Annotated in this window: 14 protein-coding genes and 1 riboswitch; of the genes, 7 read left to right on the top strand and 7 right to left on the bottom strand. The window is 60.6% G+C overall.

Annotation, left to right across the window (positions count from 1 at the left end; translation table 11 throughout):
* Positions 1-123: 123 nt before the first annotated feature.
* Positions 124-2,874, bottom strand: coding sequence for a DNA polymerase I (gene polA / locus DXD49_RS09000; protein WP_117794780.1), 2,751 nt, complete (start codon positions 2,872-2,874; stop codon positions 124-126).
* A gap of 166 nt (positions 2,875-3,040) precedes the next feature.
* Here polA and DXD49_RS08995 point away from each other — a divergent pair, with 166 nt between their 5' ends.
* Positions 3,041-4,438, top strand: a complete 1,398-nt coding sequence (locus DXD49_RS08995; protein ID WP_117762856.1) for an aminopeptidase — start codon at positions 3,041-3,043, stop codon at positions 4,436-4,438.
* A gap of 104 nt (positions 4,439-4,542) precedes the next feature.
* Positions 4,543-5,352 (top strand): YaaA family protein, encoded by an 810-nt coding sequence (locus tag DXD49_RS08990; protein WP_117794779.1) that lies wholly within the window; start codon positions 4,543-4,545, stop codon positions 5,350-5,352.
* A 39-nt stretch (positions 5,353-5,391) separates the two neighbouring features.
* On the opposite strand, the gene DXD49_RS08985 is transcribed toward DXD49_RS08990, so the two are convergent.
* Positions 5,392-5,913 (bottom strand): hypothetical protein, encoded by a 522-nt coding sequence (locus tag DXD49_RS08985; protein ID WP_117776701.1) that lies wholly within the window; start codon positions 5,911-5,913, stop codon positions 5,392-5,394.
* A gap of 62 nt (positions 5,914-5,975) precedes the next feature.
* Positions 5,976-6,092: riboswitch (TPP riboswitch) on the top strand.
* Here DXD49_RS08985 and thiC point away from each other — a divergent pair.
* Together thiC and thiD are read left to right on the top strand one after the other, a co-directional pair.
* A complete protein-coding gene (gene thiC / locus DXD49_RS08980) occupies positions 6,084-7,418 on the top strand; it encodes a phosphomethylpyrimidine synthase ThiC (protein WP_117734969.1) in 1,335 nt (444 codons plus the stop codon). Its footprint overlaps the riboswitch before it by 9 nt.
* A gap of 180 nt (positions 7,419-7,598) precedes the next feature.
* Entirely contained in the window at positions 7,599-8,429 is an 831-nt protein-coding gene (gene thiD, locus DXD49_RS08975) for a bifunctional hydroxymethylpyrimidine kinase/phosphomethylpyrimidine kinase (protein WP_117794778.1), read from the top strand.
* A 61-nt stretch (positions 8,430-8,490) separates the two neighbouring features.
* Here thiD and DXD49_RS08970 read toward each other — a convergent pair whose 3' ends face one another.
* The 5 genes from DXD49_RS08970 to DXD49_RS08950 all read right to left on the bottom strand — a co-directional run bounded on the left by DXD49_RS08970 (position 8,491) and on the right by DXD49_RS08950 (position 12,301).
* Positions 8,491-9,096, bottom strand: a complete 606-nt coding sequence (locus DXD49_RS08970) for a pentapeptide repeat-containing protein (protein WP_233505133.1) — start codon at positions 9,094-9,096, stop codon at positions 8,491-8,493.
* Positions 9,097-9,181: 85 nt separating this feature from the next.
* Positions 9,182-9,841 carry an SGNH/GDSL hydrolase family protein gene (locus DXD49_RS08965; RefSeq protein WP_158553181.1) on the bottom strand — a complete coding sequence of 220 codons (660 nt, stop codon included), beginning with the start codon at positions 9,839-9,841 and terminating at the stop codon, positions 9,182-9,184.
* Positions 9,842-9,916: 75 nt separating this feature from the next.
* Positions 9,917-11,047, bottom strand: a complete 1,131-nt coding sequence (locus DXD49_RS08960) for a TIGR02452 family protein (protein WP_117794776.1) — start codon at positions 11,045-11,047, stop codon at positions 9,917-9,919.
* 137 nt (positions 11,048-11,184) lie between these two features.
* A complete protein-coding gene (locus tag DXD49_RS08955; protein ID WP_117794775.1) occupies positions 11,185-11,880 on the bottom strand; it encodes a Bax inhibitor-1 family protein in 696 nt (231 codons plus the stop codon).
* Positions 11,881-11,962: 82 nt separating this feature from the next.
* The gene (locus DXD49_RS08950) at positions 11,963-12,301 is read right to left on the bottom strand and encodes a hypothetical protein (RefSeq protein ID WP_147330314.1); all 339 of its coding nucleotides are present in this window, start codon (positions 12,299-12,301) and stop codon (positions 11,963-11,965) included.
* Positions 12,302-12,550: 249 nt separating this feature from the next.
* Here DXD49_RS08950 and DXD49_RS08945 point away from each other — a divergent pair, with 249 nt between their 5' ends.
* From DXD49_RS08945 to DXD49_RS08935, 3 genes are all read left to right on the top strand, one after another.
* Entirely contained in the window at positions 12,551-13,600 is a 1,050-nt protein-coding gene (locus DXD49_RS08945; RefSeq protein WP_117734962.1) for an inorganic phosphate transporter, read from the top strand.
* 67 nt (positions 13,601-13,667) lie between these two features.
* Entirely contained in the window at positions 13,668-14,291 is a 624-nt protein-coding gene (locus DXD49_RS08940; protein ID WP_117734961.1) for a DUF47 domain-containing protein, read from the top strand.
* 283 nt (positions 14,292-14,574) lie between these two features.
* Complete coding sequence (locus tag DXD49_RS08935; protein WP_117794774.1) at positions 14,575-15,105, top strand: nitroreductase family protein; 531 nt, start codon at positions 14,575-14,577, stop codon at positions 15,103-15,105.
* Positions 15,106-15,259 lie beyond the last annotated feature (154 nt).

Here is a 15,259-nt window from a genome sequence, read left to right as displayed (position 1 = left end):
CGTGGGGACACATGTATGTCAATCCTGGTCTAACAGAGCCTAAATTAATCAGTAGTGTTTGTCCCAAATCTTAAGTATGTGGGGGCTTGCGTCTTGGGCGAGCTTGCCTTACGGAGCGCTTTCCTATTTGGCGTCGGCCCAGGTTATGCCGGTGCTGGCTTCGGCGATTAACGGTACGCGGAGCTCCACCACATGCTCCATGACGTCGCGGACCATGGCGGTGAGGCGCTCGACTTCGTCGACGGGGCACTCAAAGTCCAGTTCGTCGTGTACCTGCAGAATCATGTGGGCAGCAAAGTCCTCTTCTTCCAGACGGCGGCTCACGCGGGCCATTGCGATCTTGATGATGTCGGCGGCGGTGCCCTGCATGGGGTGGTTCATGGCCGTGCGCTCGCCAAAACCACGGAGCTGCGGATTTTTGGCCTTGAGCTCCGGAATATGGCGACGGCGGCCGTACATGGTCTCGGCGTAGCCCGTCTGCTTGGCACGTGCCACCACGTTGTCGAGGAACGTGCGCACGCCCGGGTATGCCTCGTAGTAGCGGTCAATCATGTCGCGTGCCTCGGCCATCGAGATATGCAGCGACTGCGACAGGCCGTAGGCCTGCTGACCGTACACGATGCCAAAGTTCACGGCCTTGGCGCGGCTGCGCAAATCGGGCGTTACCTCGGACACCGGTACGCCAAACACGCGCGCGGCTGTCTCGGCATGGAAGTCCTCGCCCTCGTTAAAGGCACGCACCAGGTGCTCATCACCCGAGAGATGCGCCAACAGACGCAGCTCGATCTGCGAGTAGTCCACCGCTAAAAAGACGCTTCCCTCGCCTGCCGAAAACGCCGTCTTGACGGTACGGCCCAGCTCCGAGCGCGTCGGGATGTTCTGCAAGTTCGGGTCACTCGAGGAAAGACGACCCGTCGCCGTGATGGTTTGGTTGTACGTAGTGTGCACGCGACCGTCACCGCGACGCAGCGGGCCCAGTGTGTCCAGATAGGTGGACTTGATCTTGGACTTCTCACGCCAGTCCAAGATCAGACGCACGATTTCGTGGTCACGGGCAAGGTCGCTCAGTACCTTGGCGTTGGTCGAATAATAGCCGCGCTTGGTCTTTTTGAGGCCCTTGGTCGGAAGGCCCATCACGTCAAACAGCACGTGCGAGAGCTGCATGGGACTGCCGATGTTAAAGGCCTCGTCACCGGCCAGGTCGCGAATGCTCCGCTCGACCTCGGCAATCTGGGTCGCCAAACCCTCGGACAGACTATGCAGGCGATCGGGGTCCACGAGCATGCCCGCGCGCTCCATCTTGGCAAGCACCGGCACGAGCGGCATCTCGATGCCATCGAACACGTTGGCGGCGTTCTCGCGGGCCATGCGGTCGCGCAGCGGCGCCACGAGCGCCAGCGTCAGGGCCGCAGTGCGGGCAGCAGGCGCAGGAGCGTCCTCGCCAGCACCCTCCGCGCCGCGCGCCGCAGGCAGCGTCATCTGCAGATAGGTATCGGCCAGATACGCCTCATCAAACTCGGAGCGGTCGGAATCCAACAGATAGGCGGCGACCACAGTATCGAAGATGCGCGTGGAATCGACGGCCAGCGGATCCATGAGCTCGGGCTCAGAGGAATCGATGGGCGAAAGCTCGTGCAGCAGCGCCTTCATGTCCGGGCTCGCCACGCGGCCCTCCATAAACAGGCGCGCGAGCACGCCGGCGATCACGCCGTGGGCAACGTTGAAGCCATCGACCACGGCAGACGCACCGCCGTCGCCCTCCTCGAGCGCAAGCAACCCCTTGGACGTCGCCAGCCACAGCGTGCGCGTCAGGCCAAAAAGTGCGCCTTCCTCCTTGTCATCGTCCACCACAGCGGCAATCCACTCGCCCGCATCAATCGCGCGAGCGACCTCGGCGGCGGCAGCAGCAAGCGCCTCGGCATCGCCGGCGGCGGCACGCAAAACAGCAGGCATCTCGAACGTGCTGGCAGCGGCCGCAGCCCCGCCCTCGCCGCCAATCAGCGCCAAAAAACGGTTCTGCATGGCCGTAATGCCGAGCGTGCCCAGCGCAGCGGACACCTCGTCGGCAGAAAACGCCGGGAAGGACGTCGCATCAAAGTCGAGCTCGACAGGCGCATCGGTACGAATGGTTGCGACCTTGCGGCTCAGCAGCGCGTCGTCGATATGCGCGCGCAGGTTCTCGCCCATCTTGCCCTTGACCTCGTCGGCATGTGCGATGACCTCGTCCAAGCTGCCGTACTGCGCGATGAGCGCGCTCGCCTTTTTGGGGCCGATGCCCGGCACGCCGGGAATGTTGTCGGACGTATCGCCCTTCAGGCCGTAAAAATCGGGCACGAGCGCCGGTGTAATGCCGTGATACAGGTCGTCCACGCTCTCGGGCGTCATAATCGCCACGTCGGACAGGCCTTTGCGGGTCGAGACCACGTTGACGTGCTCGGTCACGAGCTGATACATGTCGCGGTCGCCGGTCACCAGCAGCATGTCGCAGCCGGCTTCCTCGCCCAGGCGCGCCATGGTGCCCAGGATATCGTCGCCTTCCCAGCCCTCGGACTGCAAAATCGGCACGTTGAGCGCAGCGAGCAGCTCCTTAATCATGGGGAACTGCGCGTGCAGGTCGGGGTCCATGGGCGGGCGCTGCGCCTTATACTGCGGCAGCATCTCCATGCGCACGCGCGGCTTGCCCTTATCAAACGCCACGACCACACCGTCGGGGTTAAAGGCGTCGATCATCTTGAGAAACATGTTCAGAAAGCCAAAGATCGCGTTGGTGGGGCGACCGTCCGGCGCGTTCATGGTGGGCGGCACGGCGTGGAAGGCGCGGTGCATGAGCGAGTTACCGTCGATAACGGCAAAGGTGCGGTGCTTGTCAGACATATTGAATACCTCGCTTTGGGCTGGGCACGATTTGCTCCCACCAGTTTACACGCTCCCCGCCTCGCGGCCACCGCACATCAAGCTCCCCCGCCACCGCGCGCCCGCGCGTGATACGATGGCTCGCGGTACATTAACCAGCACGATCGATCCGAAAGGAGCCTGCGTCATGGAGCGTCCCTGCGCATGGAAAAAGTACACGCCACAGCAGATCGAGGAGCTCGAGGAGCTTTGCCGCGGCTATAAGAAGTTTTTGAGTGAGAACAAGACCGAGCGCCTGTGCGTTAAGGCCGGCATCAAGATGGCCGAGGAGGCGGGCTACGTCGACCTGGAGACCGCGATCGCCGAGGGCCGCGAGCTCAAGGCAGGCGACAAGGTGTACGCCGCCAACCACGGCAAGGACCTTATGCTCGTCAACCTTGGCACCGCCCCGCTCGAGCAGGGCTTTAACATCCTGGGCGCCCACGTGGACTCGCCGCGCCTGGACCTCAAGCAGAATCCCGCCTTCGAGGCCGGCGACATGGCCTACCTCGACACGCACTACTACGGCGGCGTCAAGAGCTACCACTGGGTGGCCTCCCCGCTCGCGCTTGTGGGCGTCATCTGCAAAAAGGACGGCACCACCGTCGACATCAACATCGGCGACAAGGCAGACGACCCGGTCTTTACCATCTCCGACCTGCTGATCCACCTCTCGAGCGAGCAGATGTCCAAGCCGGCCAAGGACGCCGTCGACGCCGAGATCCTCGACGTGATCGTGGGCGGCCGCCCCGTCAAGTTTGACGAGGACGACAAGGACGCCCCCAAGGAGCCCGTCAAGCAGATGTTCCTGGATATCCTCAAGGAACAGTACGACGTCGAGGAGGAGGACTTCCTCTCCGCCGAGATCGAGGTCGTGCCCGCCGGCCCCGCCCGCGACATGGGTCTCGACCGCTCCATGATCTTGGGCTATGGCCACGACGACCGTGTCTGCGCCTACCCCTCCATGCTCGCCCAGATCAACGTGGCAGACGTCGAGCGTACGAGCATCACGCTCATCGTCGACAAGGAGGAGATCGGCTCCGTGGGCGCCACCGGCATGACGAGCCGTTTCTTCGAGAACACCGTCGCCGAGATCATGACGCTCGCCGGCGAGAGCAGCCCGCTGGCCCTGCGCCGCGCACTCGCCCGCAGCCGCATGCTCTCCTCTGACGTGTCCGCCGGCTTTGACCCGGGCTACGCCGGCAAGTTCGAGACCAAGAACGCCGCCTTTATGGGTCGCGGCCTGTGCTTTAACAAATACACGGGCAGCCGTGGCAAGGGCGGCTCCAACGATGCCGACGCCGAGTATGTGGCCCTCGTCCGCGACATCATGGACGAGGCCGGCGTGGACTTCCAGACCTGCGAGCTCGGCCGCGTCAACGCGGGCGGCGGCGGCACCATCGCCTACATCATGGCCGAGTATGGCATGAACGTCATCGACTCCGGCGTTGCCGTCCTGTCCATGCACGCCCTGTGGGAGGTCGCCAACAAGGCCGATATCTACGAGGCCTATCGCGGCTACAAGGCCTTCATCGAGCGCGCCTAACCAGCCCTTCATCAGTTGCGGTGAAATTACGGACTAAACTGGCCCATAAACGGCCCAAACAGACTGTATTCCACCGCAACTTCCTTTTTGGCAGAGGAGAGTCCATGCTGCAGATCATCATTTCGCCCGCCAAGCAGATGCGCGCGGCCCAAGATGCTTTTGAAGTCCAGGGCATTCCACCTTTTGCGCACGAGACGGCTCGCCTCCACTGCGCACTGCTAGATATCGAACGAAATGAAGGCAGCGGCGGCCTGCAAGCGCTATGGAACGTGAGTGACAAACTGCTGGGGCCTTGCCTCAACACCCTGCATGAGTTCGGGCCCATCCTGAAAAACGGCGATCTCGACAATCCCGAACTCGCCCGTCACCTCTCCCCTGCCGTCATGTCCTATCACGGCATTCAATACCAGAGTATGGCGCCCGAGGTGATGGATTCCGCGCAGCTCGCATGGCTACAAGACCATCTATGGATCCTCTCCGGCCTCTACGGGTGCGTTCGTCCCTTTCATGCCGTCGAACCGTATCGGCTGGAGATGGGCGCGAAGCTCGCCGTTGACGATGCCCGAGACCTCTACGCGTTTTGGAGCGACAAGCTCGCGCGGGCTATCGCCCCGGCGGACTCAAACACCACGATCGTCAACCTCGCCAGCGTAGAGTATGCCAAAGCCGTTCTGCCCCACCTCGCGGGCGACGCCACGGCCGTCACATGCCTCTTTGGCGAGGGTATCCGCAACGGGAAGCCCATCCAACGGTCGACCGCCAGCAAAAAGGCGCGCGGCTCCATGGTGCGGTGGATGGCAGAAAACAAGCTCGAGGATGTAAGCGGGCTCACCGCGTTCGACGTTGGTTATCGTCACTTTCCCGAGCTTTCAAATAAAAACACTTTGGTCTTCCTGAACGAACAGGCCTTGTAGGACCACCGCTACTTTGAATGTGCTACCTAGGCACGGCGTCTATTCCGCCAAGCCGTCGGCTTTGGCAATTTCATTTGTCGAGCCGTCCTGATAGGTAATCTTGACGTGCTCCACCTCGGACACTTTGACGCCCGACGGGGGCTCCAGGCGCCATTCCGTCAGCGCGATATCCATCGTCGTGGGAACGTCTCCTTGATTTTTGAGCTTCACCGTCAGCGTTTTGAGCGCCGCATCAAACGTCACGCGTTCGATTTCTTCACCTGGAATGGACCCACCACTCAGCTGCAACTGCACAAACTCATCGCGCGGGTACCAATAATCGCCCGGAACGGCGAGCGTATTGGCATTACCGCCAGTACTCCTCACCGTCATAATCGGTAGGCTATCATCAACCTCGAACTCCCAGCCAGCGCCGCCGCGACCGCCAAACGTCCAAATACAAAAGGCAATCACCAGCACGGCAAGCACCGCAAAACCAATCGCGACAAGGCCATGGTGCGCACGGCTTTCCTCGGCCGATACATCCCATTGCGTCTCTCGATATAGATGCTTGTCTTCCATGTTCGCCTCCCCGCAAGCACGCTCGTTGGCCCAATCGTACCCATTCAGGCTATACTTGAGCCCATGACATAACGGGGAGCTTGCAGGACAAGACGGCAGGCTGAGATTGGGCGCGCCCGCCCTGACCCGCAAACCTGATATGGGTAATGCCAACGAAGGGAGCCGTGCCAATGAGCACACAGACCGAGCCCAAGCTCGTCACGCAAATCGACTTCGCCCGCGCCGGGCAAATCACGCCGCAGATGAAAGAAGTCGCCGAGCGCGAGCATCGCGACCCCGAGTACATCCGCGAGCGCGTGGCCGACGGCCGCATCGCCATCCCCGCCAACATCGTGCATATCAAAAAAGGCATGCGCGCCTTTGGCGTCGGTGAGGGCCTGTCCACCAAGGTCAACGTCAACCTGGGCATCTCGGGCGATAAGGCCGATGCCGCCGAGGAGTGGAAGAAGGTCAAGATCGCCGAGGACTTTGGCGCCGACGCCATCATGGACCTCTCCAACTCGGGCAAGACGCGCCAGTTCCGCCAGCAGCTCATCGACGAGACGCCGCTCATGGTGGGCACGGTGCCGATGTACGATGCCATCGGCTACATGGAAAAGCCGCTGGTCAAGCTGACCAAGGACGATCTGCTCGAGGTCGTGCGCGCGCATGCCGAGGACGGCGTGGACTTTATGACCATCCACTGCGGCATCAACAAGTCGGTCATCAAGACCTTTAAGGAGACTGGCCGCCTCATGAACATCGTCAGCCGCGGCGGCTCGCTGCTGTTTGGTTGGATGGAGGTCACCGGTAACGAGAACCCCTTCTACGAGTTCTACGACGAGGTGCTCGAGATCTGCCACGAGTACGACGTGACGATTTCGCTCGGCGACTCCTGCCGCCCGGGCTGTCTCTACGACTCCAACGACGCAACCGAGACCGCCGAGATGATCGAGCTGGGCAAGCTGTGCAAGCGCGCCTGGGCCGCCGGCGTCCAGGTCATGGTCGAGGGTCCGGGTCACATGGCGCTCGACGAGATCGCCGCCAACATGAAGCTGCAGAAGCGCCTGTGCCACAACGCCCCGTTCTATGTGCTGGGGCCGCTGGTGACCGATATCGGCGTGGGCTACGACCACATCACCGCCGCCATTGGTGGCGCCATCTCCGCGAGCTCGGGTGCCGACTTTTTGTGCTACGTGACGCCGGCCGAGCACCTGTGCCTGCCCAACGCTCAGGATGTGCTCGATGGCCTCATGGCCACCAAGATTGCCGCACACGCCGCCGACATCGCCAAGAAGGTACCGCACGCCCGTGACATGGACGACAGGATGGGTCAGGCACGCCGCAAGCTCGACTGGGACGCCATGTGGAAGTGCGCCCTCGACCCGGTCACCGGCAAGAAGCGCTACGAGGAATCCCCCGCCGCCACCGAGGGCACCTGCACCATGTGCGGCAAGATGTGCGCCGTTCGCACTGTCAACAAGGTGTTCGAAGGCACGACGATCGACCTCGGCATGGAGGACTAACTCGTCGCCACGATTGCTTTTGGAAGCACCGCGACGTCGACCGTTGTTGACGTGTGAACATTTGCTTACATTTGCGTAAAGATTGCATCGCCCGCCCGGGTTCGACATAGAGTCGGCCCGGGCATCTTTATAATGCTGGCTTAAAGACCCATTTGATTCCGACCGAACAAGGGAGCGAACATGGATCGCAGCAAGGTACCTGCCGTCCTGTCCATCGCAGGATCCGATTCCAGCGGTGGCGCCGGCATTCAAGCCGACATCAAGACCATTACGGCGCACCGTCTGTATGCCGAGACGACCATCACCGCTATCACGGCGCAAAACACCCTGGGCATCACCGCCGTGCAGAATATCTCGCCAGATATCGTCGCCGCGCAGATCGACGCCGTCTTTGACGACATCCGCCCGAGCGCCGTCAAGATCGGCATGGTTTCTTCTGTCGAGATTATCGAAGTCATCGCCGACCGCTTGAGCTCCTGGAACGCAACGAACGTGGTCGTGGACCCCGTCATGGTAGCCACCTCGGGCGCTCGACTCATTGCCGAGGATGCGGCCGAGGCGCTCACGCGTCGCCTGTTCCCGTTGGCGACCGTCATCACGCCCAATATCCCCGAGGCCATGGCACTGCTCGACTACGAGGTCGATTCCGAGCGCACGCAGCAAAATGCCGCCATGCTCCTCACCCGCCGCTTTGGATGCGCGTCTTTGGTTAAAGGCGGACATCTTGTCAACGAGGCCAACGACGTGCTGGCGGAGCCCGCGCCGCTCGATGACGAGGGCAACCACCTGGGCGATCCGCTCACCACATGGTTCCGTCACAAGCGCATCGAGACCGGCAACACGCATGGCACCGGCTGCACGCTCTCGTCCGCTATCGCCTGCGCGCTGGCCCAGGGCATGGATCTTGCCGACGCCGTCAACGCCGGCAAGGCCTACCTAACGGGCGCCCTCGCCGCCGGCTTTGACATGGGCAAAGGTTCCGGCCCCGTCAACCACATGTGGAATTACTAGCCCTGCAGCAAAACCACCACAAAGGGGACAGGCACCTTTGTGGTGGTTTTTCTTTTACCACTTAATCGTCTGCGAGTTGGATGCCGAGCAAGCCCGAAAGCGCGAGCGCCTGTTCGGCATTGACTGTCAGGCCTCGCAACTCACGGTAGTCGCCCGAAACAACGGGAGCCTCAAACGTGCAGCGCGATACATCAACACCACACAGCGGTGTCTTGAACACATCAACTCGTGTCAGGTCGCAGCTATCCAGCCGCAGCTGCCCCAGCTTGGCCCCCTGGAGCGCCGCCTCGGTCAGGCGCACATCGCACGCCGTGATGGGGCCAATGCGTCCCTCCGAAAGGTTCGCGTAGCTCAGGTCGCATGATGCAAACGAAACGTTCGACAGGCGCGCCTTGACCAAGTTGAGCCCCGGCGCCGAGCAATCAACAAAGTCGCATCGGTTGAGCCAGCAGCCTTCCATATTGCAGCGGATAAAGCGACAACCGCGAAATACGACGTCACGAAACGTCGAACCACTCCAGTCGACGCCATCGAATACGCAGGAGCGGAACACGATGCCGTCAAAGGTCGCACCGTTCGCCACGTCATAGGCGAGCTCCAGCTCCTCAAAAGCGGTATTTGAGACAAGCTCATCCCCCTCGGCAAACAGGTCAATGAGCTCATCCATGCCCATGTGGCAGCCAAGCCGCTCGTTTACCCGGGCAAAACCACCACAAAAGTGCCTGTCCCCTTTGTGGTGGTTTGGGGCTGCGCTACTCACCGAGCATCTCTTGGAGCTTGGCTGCCACGGCATGTCCCAAGCTCTCGTGGCTTTCGGGCATCATATGCAGATAGTCGATATCGCCCGGCTCGGCAAAGTCGGCGGCATTCAAAAAGTCGCAGCCAAACTGCTCGGCTACGTGCGCGTAGTACTCGGCAAAATGCTCCGAGGCCTCGACGGAATGCTCGTCAAAATCGGTCATATACACATCGGCGATTTGCGGCTTGATCTTGATGGGAGCCATCAGCAGAATGCGCGGACAAGGCGCAGCGTCGGTCCACGAAAACGCGCGGACGGCGCGAATCAGCGCCATGGCGCCACGGGCTATATCGGAAGCCGTCACGTTAAAGACCGTCTTACAGTCGTTGGTGCCCAGCATGATCACAATGGCGTCCAGCGGCTTATGGGCCTCGAGCAGCATCGGAAGCGCGCGAATGCCGTTGAGGTTAGTGTCCAGGTGGCACATATCGTCGCGCACCGTCGTGCGGCCGTTGAGCCCCTCCTCAATCACATGCCAGCCCTCGCCCAGGTCACGCTGCGCCACGCCGCACCAGCGCACATCCTGCGCATAGCGCACCGCGGTGCCGTCGCGCATACCAGCCGGATCGTAACCATAGGTGTTGCTGTCGCCAAAGCATAGAACGTTTTTCATCATAAGCTCCCCACTCAATAAAAAGCCGACGGGAGCAGCCCCCGTCGGCTCGGCATGTCGCATCACGCGCACAGTTTACAAGTATTTGCGCCAGTCGTCGTCATCCTCATCGTCCTCGGCAGCGGCCCGAGCCTGCTCGGCGGCACGGGCGGCCGCAGCGCGGGCGGCAACCTGGGCATAGGACTCCTCGTTGCGCTCGGGGAAGTTTGCCAACACGTGCTCGAACTTGGCGAAGTCCTCGTCCCAGCGCGTAGAGGGCACAGCAAAGAAGACCTGCTTGACCTTGAAGTCGCCCGATGCGAGCTCCTTGCGGAAGAGCTCAGCCACGGCCTCGGCGTCAAAGCCGTTGTTGTCGCAGCCCCAAGCGCCCAGTACGAGCTTCTCGCGACCCAGCTCGTCGCAGATGGCGAGCACAAAGCGGATACGGTCGCGCAGCGCGTCCAGCAGCGCATCGTCGCTCACGCGGTACTCCTGGCGTGCGCGCTTGGCATTGGGCGCGGCGGCCACGATCACGTCGGCATACGCATGCACATGGTTGCGGTCGAAGCGCACCGCGGGCACTACCAGCGCGCGGTTGCGGTACAGCTCACAGTTGATGTTGCGGCGACGGTTCTCGCCGTACCACTTACGCTGCTTATCGAGGACATTATACAGATACGAATCGGCACAGAGCGCGGCCTCCTGGCCCAGATAGCCCTGGATGTAACCGCCGCCCGGATTGGTAAACGAGGCAAAGGCAAGCACGGCCATATCGCAGAACTGCGCATAGCCGCGGCCGTTATCCAGAATGGCCTGCGTGGCGGAGGCATCAAGCACGGTGACCTCGGGCAGGGTCGGAGCGGGCTCCTCGGCAGGCGCGGACTCGGTCTCTGCGGGTTCCTCGGCAGGCGCAGAATCGTCCGTGACCTCGGTCTCGACGGACGCAGCCTCAGCGGCCTCGACCTCGGCGGACTCAGACTCCTCGGCAACCTGCTCCTCGGCAGCCGCAGCCGCCTGGGCCTTGGCCTTCATCGCCGAGACAAAACCGGCAGGCATACCGTCGAATTCGCGCACGCCGGCAAGCGAGCGCTCGATATCCTTGGCACACGCCTCGGACACAGTTGCCACGTGACGCTCGGCGGCCTTGGCACGGGCCTCGCGCTTGGGGTTGGGCTGCCCTGCGCGGCCGGTCCTGCGGTTACGGTTCCTGTTGTCGACGTCTGCCATAAGTGGTCACCTTTCCTGTCGCTGCCGTTATCGGCTTTTCCCATCCATGATACCCCGCCGCGTACAAAAAAGACGGCCCCGAAGGACCGCCTTTCGCATTGATTTACGCGCGCGGCAAGCACCGCTGCAACTCGCCGCTAGTCGCGACGACCAAGGATATTCAGGATGCGCAGGAACACGTTGATGATATCCACGAACAGGTTGGACGCCATGAGCACGGCGTTGGGCAGCGTGGGCGGCACCGTCGTGGCCACATAGGTGTCATAGCCAATAAAACCGGCGAACACCACGATTACGATCAGGTCGGTAATAGACTGCGAAACACCCATAAACATCAGCACGATCTCGACCAGGATCGTGGCAAGCAGAACGCCAAAACCGATGCCGTACACGCGCTGGAAGAACTTGGGGAAGGTCACGCCCAGCGCGCCAAAGACAAAGGTGATGGCGGCAGTGGCGATAAAGGCGGTGTTGATGGTGGGCAGGTCGTAGTTGGCAAGGCCAAACGACGCGGTCAGGCCAAAGGTGCTCGCAAAGATCACGTAACCCGTGAGCGACAGGCCCACAGACTGCTTGCCCGCGGCAGCCGACATCATGACAATGCCGACGATGGTCAAAATAAACGAGCCAAAAACCAGCGGCAAAGCGGCGCCGCTCATCATCATGCGGGCAAACGCCATGGTGCTCGTAAAGTAGGCGCCGGCACCCATGGCGCAAAAGCCCAAAAAGATCAGGGCGGACATGACAAGGTTGTACGCACGCGGCGACATCTCCTTGGCACGGCTTGCACCGGTCTCGATGGGGCCGTTCTGATAGCCCTGGATATCATTCATACTTTCGTCCTTTCAGATAGCGCCGCGACAGCAGCGCCTTAAGCGACAAGATTCCTACCATTGTACCCAAATGCCACACGTTTTACCTGCGGCGCTCACCCTCGAGCGTGTGGTCAAACGCCCAGACCCACCAACGCATCACGTGGGTCTGCGAGCCGTCCGGCCGTTCGCGCGCCTGGTCCTCCAGATACAACTCGGTCGCATGACCGCCAAAACGGACCTTATAGGTTGCCGTACGAATGCCGTGAACCGTCAGGCCAAACCCAGTGGTCGAGACAATCTCGTCAATCGTAAAGCAGCGACCGTCAACCCAGCAGACGGTGACCGGCACGACTTGTCCGCCCGCGAGGATGCGAGCCACGACGTCCACATACTGCTTGTGCACGCGCCGAGTTTTGCCATCTGTCTGTCGATATTCCATGCCCCTATTATCGAACGCATGTTTGCATATTGTAAAGCGAACAGGCTGTGGTTTTGGCGTGTCGGACCGCATGCGCACGTCCGCACGACGTGTTAGCAAAAAGAACACCGGAGGTCAACAGGGCTAATATTCAATTTTAGTACCCAATAATTCACTTCTCCCATCAGAACTCGGTAAAGAAACCCGCAGGAGGTGATACGATTTATCATGTTTTTGTAACGTTTCTGCAAACTTCGAGAAAGCCCATATATGGACGTAACGTTCTCAACCTTCCTCGGCCAACTTGTGTCGAACCCAGTCCTTGCCGTCACCGTGATTCTCGCGCTCGGCGCCATCTTCGTCAACGGATGGACCGACGCGCCCAACGCCATCGCGACCTGCGTCACTACGCGTTGCATGCCCGCCCGCGCTGCCATTCTCATGAGCGCCGCATTCAACTTCCTCGGCGTGCTCATCATGACGCACTTTAACGCGAGCGTCGCCAACACCATCTCACATATCGTCGACTTTGGCGGAAATAGCACCATGGCGCTCGCGTGCCTGTGCGCGGCGCTGTTCTCCATCGTCGTCTACGGCGCCACAGCGTCGCGTTTTGGCATCCCCACCTCGCAAAGCCACAGCCTTATCGCCGGCCTGACCGGTGCCGCTATCGCCCTCGGCGGCGCGAGCAGCGTCAACGTCCACGAGTGGATGAAGGTCATCTACGGCTTGGCGCTCTCCATCGGCCTGGGCTTTGTCATGGGCTGGGTCCTGTGCAAGCTCGTCTCGATTCTTTTTGCCGCCGCCAACAGGCGACGTGCCAACGTCTTCTTTAAATACGCTCAGATCGCGAGTGCCGCGGCCATGAGCTTCATGCACGGCGCGCAGGATGGACAGAAGTTCATCGGCGTGCTCTTTTTAGGCGTGGCCTTCGCCAACGGCCAGACGAGCGTCGGCGATGCCGGCATCCCCATCTGGATTATGCTGCTGTGCTCGGCCACTATGGGTATCGGCACCAGCGTGGGCGGCGAGCGCATCATCAAGTCCGTCGGCCAGAGCATGGTTAAGCTCGAGAAGTATCAGGGTTTCTCTGCCGACCTCGCGGGCGCCGCGAACCTGCTACTTGCCACCCTTACCGGCATCCCCGTGTCATCCACGCACATCAAAACCTGCGCCATCATGGGCGTCGGCGCCGTCAAGCGCCTCTCAGCCATCAACTTCGGCGTCGTCAAGGACATGATGTTCACCTGGTTCTTCACCTTCCCCGCTTGCGGACTCATCAGCTTTTTCATGGCCAAGCTGTTCATGATGTTCCTCTAGTCAAACCGAGTGTCCATCCGGACCGCAACACTTCGCCTACCCGTCTTCGCCTCGAAAGGACCCACCCATGGCAAAGAAACCCAATTCGTTCTACTTTGACAACTACGTCGCCTGCGCCGACCTCGCCGTCCAGGCCGCCGAGCTGCTTACCCAGATTTTTGAGAACTTCGATCCCGCGAAGATTCACGATATGCTCGAGGAGATGCATGCCATTGAGCATGCGGCAGACAAGAAGCACCACGAGCTTGAAGACGCCCTGCTCACCGCCTTTATCACCCCGCTCGAGCGCGAGGATCTGAATCTGATGAGCTGCTCACTCGACACCGTGCTCGACCGCATCGAGGGCGTCGTGCAGCGCGTCTACTTCACCAACATTCAGAGCATCCATCCCGACGCCATCGTCATCGCCCACAAGGTGACCGACGCTTGCCGCGCCATGAAGGACCTGATGGTCGAGCTGCCCAACTACCGCAAGTCCAAAACGCTGCGCGAACTGGTCATCCAGATCAACACCATCGAGTCCGAGGCTGACGAGCTCTACATCAACGCCATGCGCAACCTGCACGTCAACGGCAAGGACCCGCTCGAGGTCATCGCCTGGCGTGACGTATATGCCTTCCTGGAGTACTGCGCCGACTGCTGTGAGAATGTGGCCGATGTCGTGGATTCGATTGTCATGAAGAACAGTTAATTAGCTGTACGTATCCCACCGGTCGCGGGCCCGACCACTAATGCCTTTCTCACTCCGGCTGCTTTGCAGAGTCGTTCGAAAGGTATTAGTGGTCGGGCCCGCTCCCTTACGTACCGCCATTGAAACTTTGGCTGATGGTTTGGGTGTAATGAGGTCTTGGCTGATGCGGCCCTTGATGCTCGAAAGAATACTTTGGGGCTGTGCTGAGCGTTTGGGTGGGTGTTGCTTTGGGTACCTTTTTGGTTGACTTGGGATTGATTCGTTGACTTTGGAGGGCTTTGTTATGAGCTACTTGGATTTGGCTCGTTCTCGGTATTCTTGTCGTTTGTTTGAGGATCGTGCTGTGGAGCGGGCGGTGATTGATGCTGTTGTTGAAGCTGGGCGGATTGCTCCTTCTGCTTGTAATAATCATCCTTCTCGTGTAATGGTGCTGGATACGCCCGAGCTGTTGGAGAAGGCTGCTGCTTGTCAGCCTCGGTTTGCTCGTGATGGGTCTATCTTTGGGGCTCCGCTTGTCTTCCTCATTTGCAGCGTTACCGATGATGCTTGGGTGCGCCCGTATGATCAGATGAATTCCAGTGAAATCGATACGTCCATCGTGTGTGATCAGATGATGATGGAGGCCACCGAGCAGGGCCTGGGAACGTGCTGGGTGTGCCATTTTAAGCCTGAGGTGGCCCGTGAGCAGTTCGACCTGCCCGAGGGTGTCTATCCCTATCACATGCTCGTCTGTGGCTATCCTGCCGACCATATCACCGACCCCGAGCATCGAGAGGCCCGCACCATTCCCCTCTCCGACTTCCTCCTCAAGTAGATTTTTGGGACATGCCGCAAACCTACCCTTGACCGCTCACCCGTTCACCGAGTTCTGCGCCACTATGTGCAGGGCTCGGTTTTTTATGTTGCGCACCCCTGCACACCCTGCACAGTCATAAAAAAGGACCCGCAAGCTGCGGGTCCTTTCTAGG

The sequence above is a fragment of the Collinsella sp. TM05-38 genome (assembly GCF_003466445.1).
Lineage (GTDB): Bacteria > Actinomycetota > Coriobacteriia > Coriobacteriales > Coriobacteriaceae > Collinsella.
This window is presented reverse-complemented; position numbering and strand designations above follow the sequence as displayed.

Bases quoted from the DNA above. Each gene is read 5' to 3' on its own strand.
- DXD49_RS08945 (WP_117734962.1), top strand. From the start codon at position 12,551: ATGGACGTAACGTTCTCAACCTTCCTCGGCCAACTTGTGTCGAACCCA.
- DXD49_RS08965 (WP_158553181.1), bottom strand. From the start codon at position 9,841: ATGAAAAACGTTCTATGCTTTGGCGACAGCAACACCTATGGTTACGAT.
- DXD49_RS08935 (WP_117794774.1), top strand. From the start codon at position 14,575: ATGAGCTACTTGGATTTGGCTCGTTCTCGGTATTCTTGTCGTTTGTTT.
- DXD49_RS08970 (WP_233505133.1), bottom strand. From the start codon at position 9,096: ATGGATGAGCTCATTGACCTGTTTGCCGAGGGGGATGAGCTTGTCTCA.
- DXD49_RS08990 (WP_117794779.1), top strand. From the start codon at position 4,543: ATGCTGCAGATCATCATTTCGCCCGCCAAGCAGATGCGCGCGGCCCAA.
- DXD49_RS08995 (WP_117762856.1), top strand. From the start codon at position 3,041: ATGGAGCGTCCCTGCGCATGGAAAAAGTACACGCCACAGCAGATCGAG.
- DXD49_RS08940 (WP_117734961.1), top strand. From the start codon at position 13,668: ATGGCAAAGAAACCCAATTCGTTCTACTTTGACAACTACGTCGCCTGC.
- DXD49_RS08950 (WP_147330314.1), bottom strand. From the start codon at position 12,301: ATGGAATATCGACAGACAGATGGCAAAACTCGGCGCGTGCACAAGCAG.
- DXD49_RS08985 (WP_117776701.1), bottom strand. From the start codon at position 5,913: ATGGAAGACAAGCATCTATATCGAGAGACGCAATGGGATGTATCGGCC.
- thiC (WP_117734969.1), top strand. From the start codon at position 6,084: ATGAGCACACAGACCGAGCCCAAGCTCGTCACGCAAATCGACTTCGCC.
- polA (WP_117794780.1), bottom strand. From the start codon at position 2,874: ATGTCTGACAAGCACCGCACCTTTGCCGTTATCGACGGTAACTCGCTC.
- DXD49_RS08955 (WP_117794775.1), bottom strand. From the start codon at position 11,880: ATGAATGATATCCAGGGCTATCAGAACGGCCCCATCGAGACCGGTGCA.
- DXD49_RS08960 (WP_117794776.1), bottom strand. From the start codon at position 11,047: ATGGCAGACGTCGACAACAGGAACCGTAACCGCAGGACCGGCCGCGCA.
- thiD (WP_117794778.1), top strand. From the start codon at position 7,599: ATGGATCGCAGCAAGGTACCTGCCGTCCTGTCCATCGCAGGATCCGAT.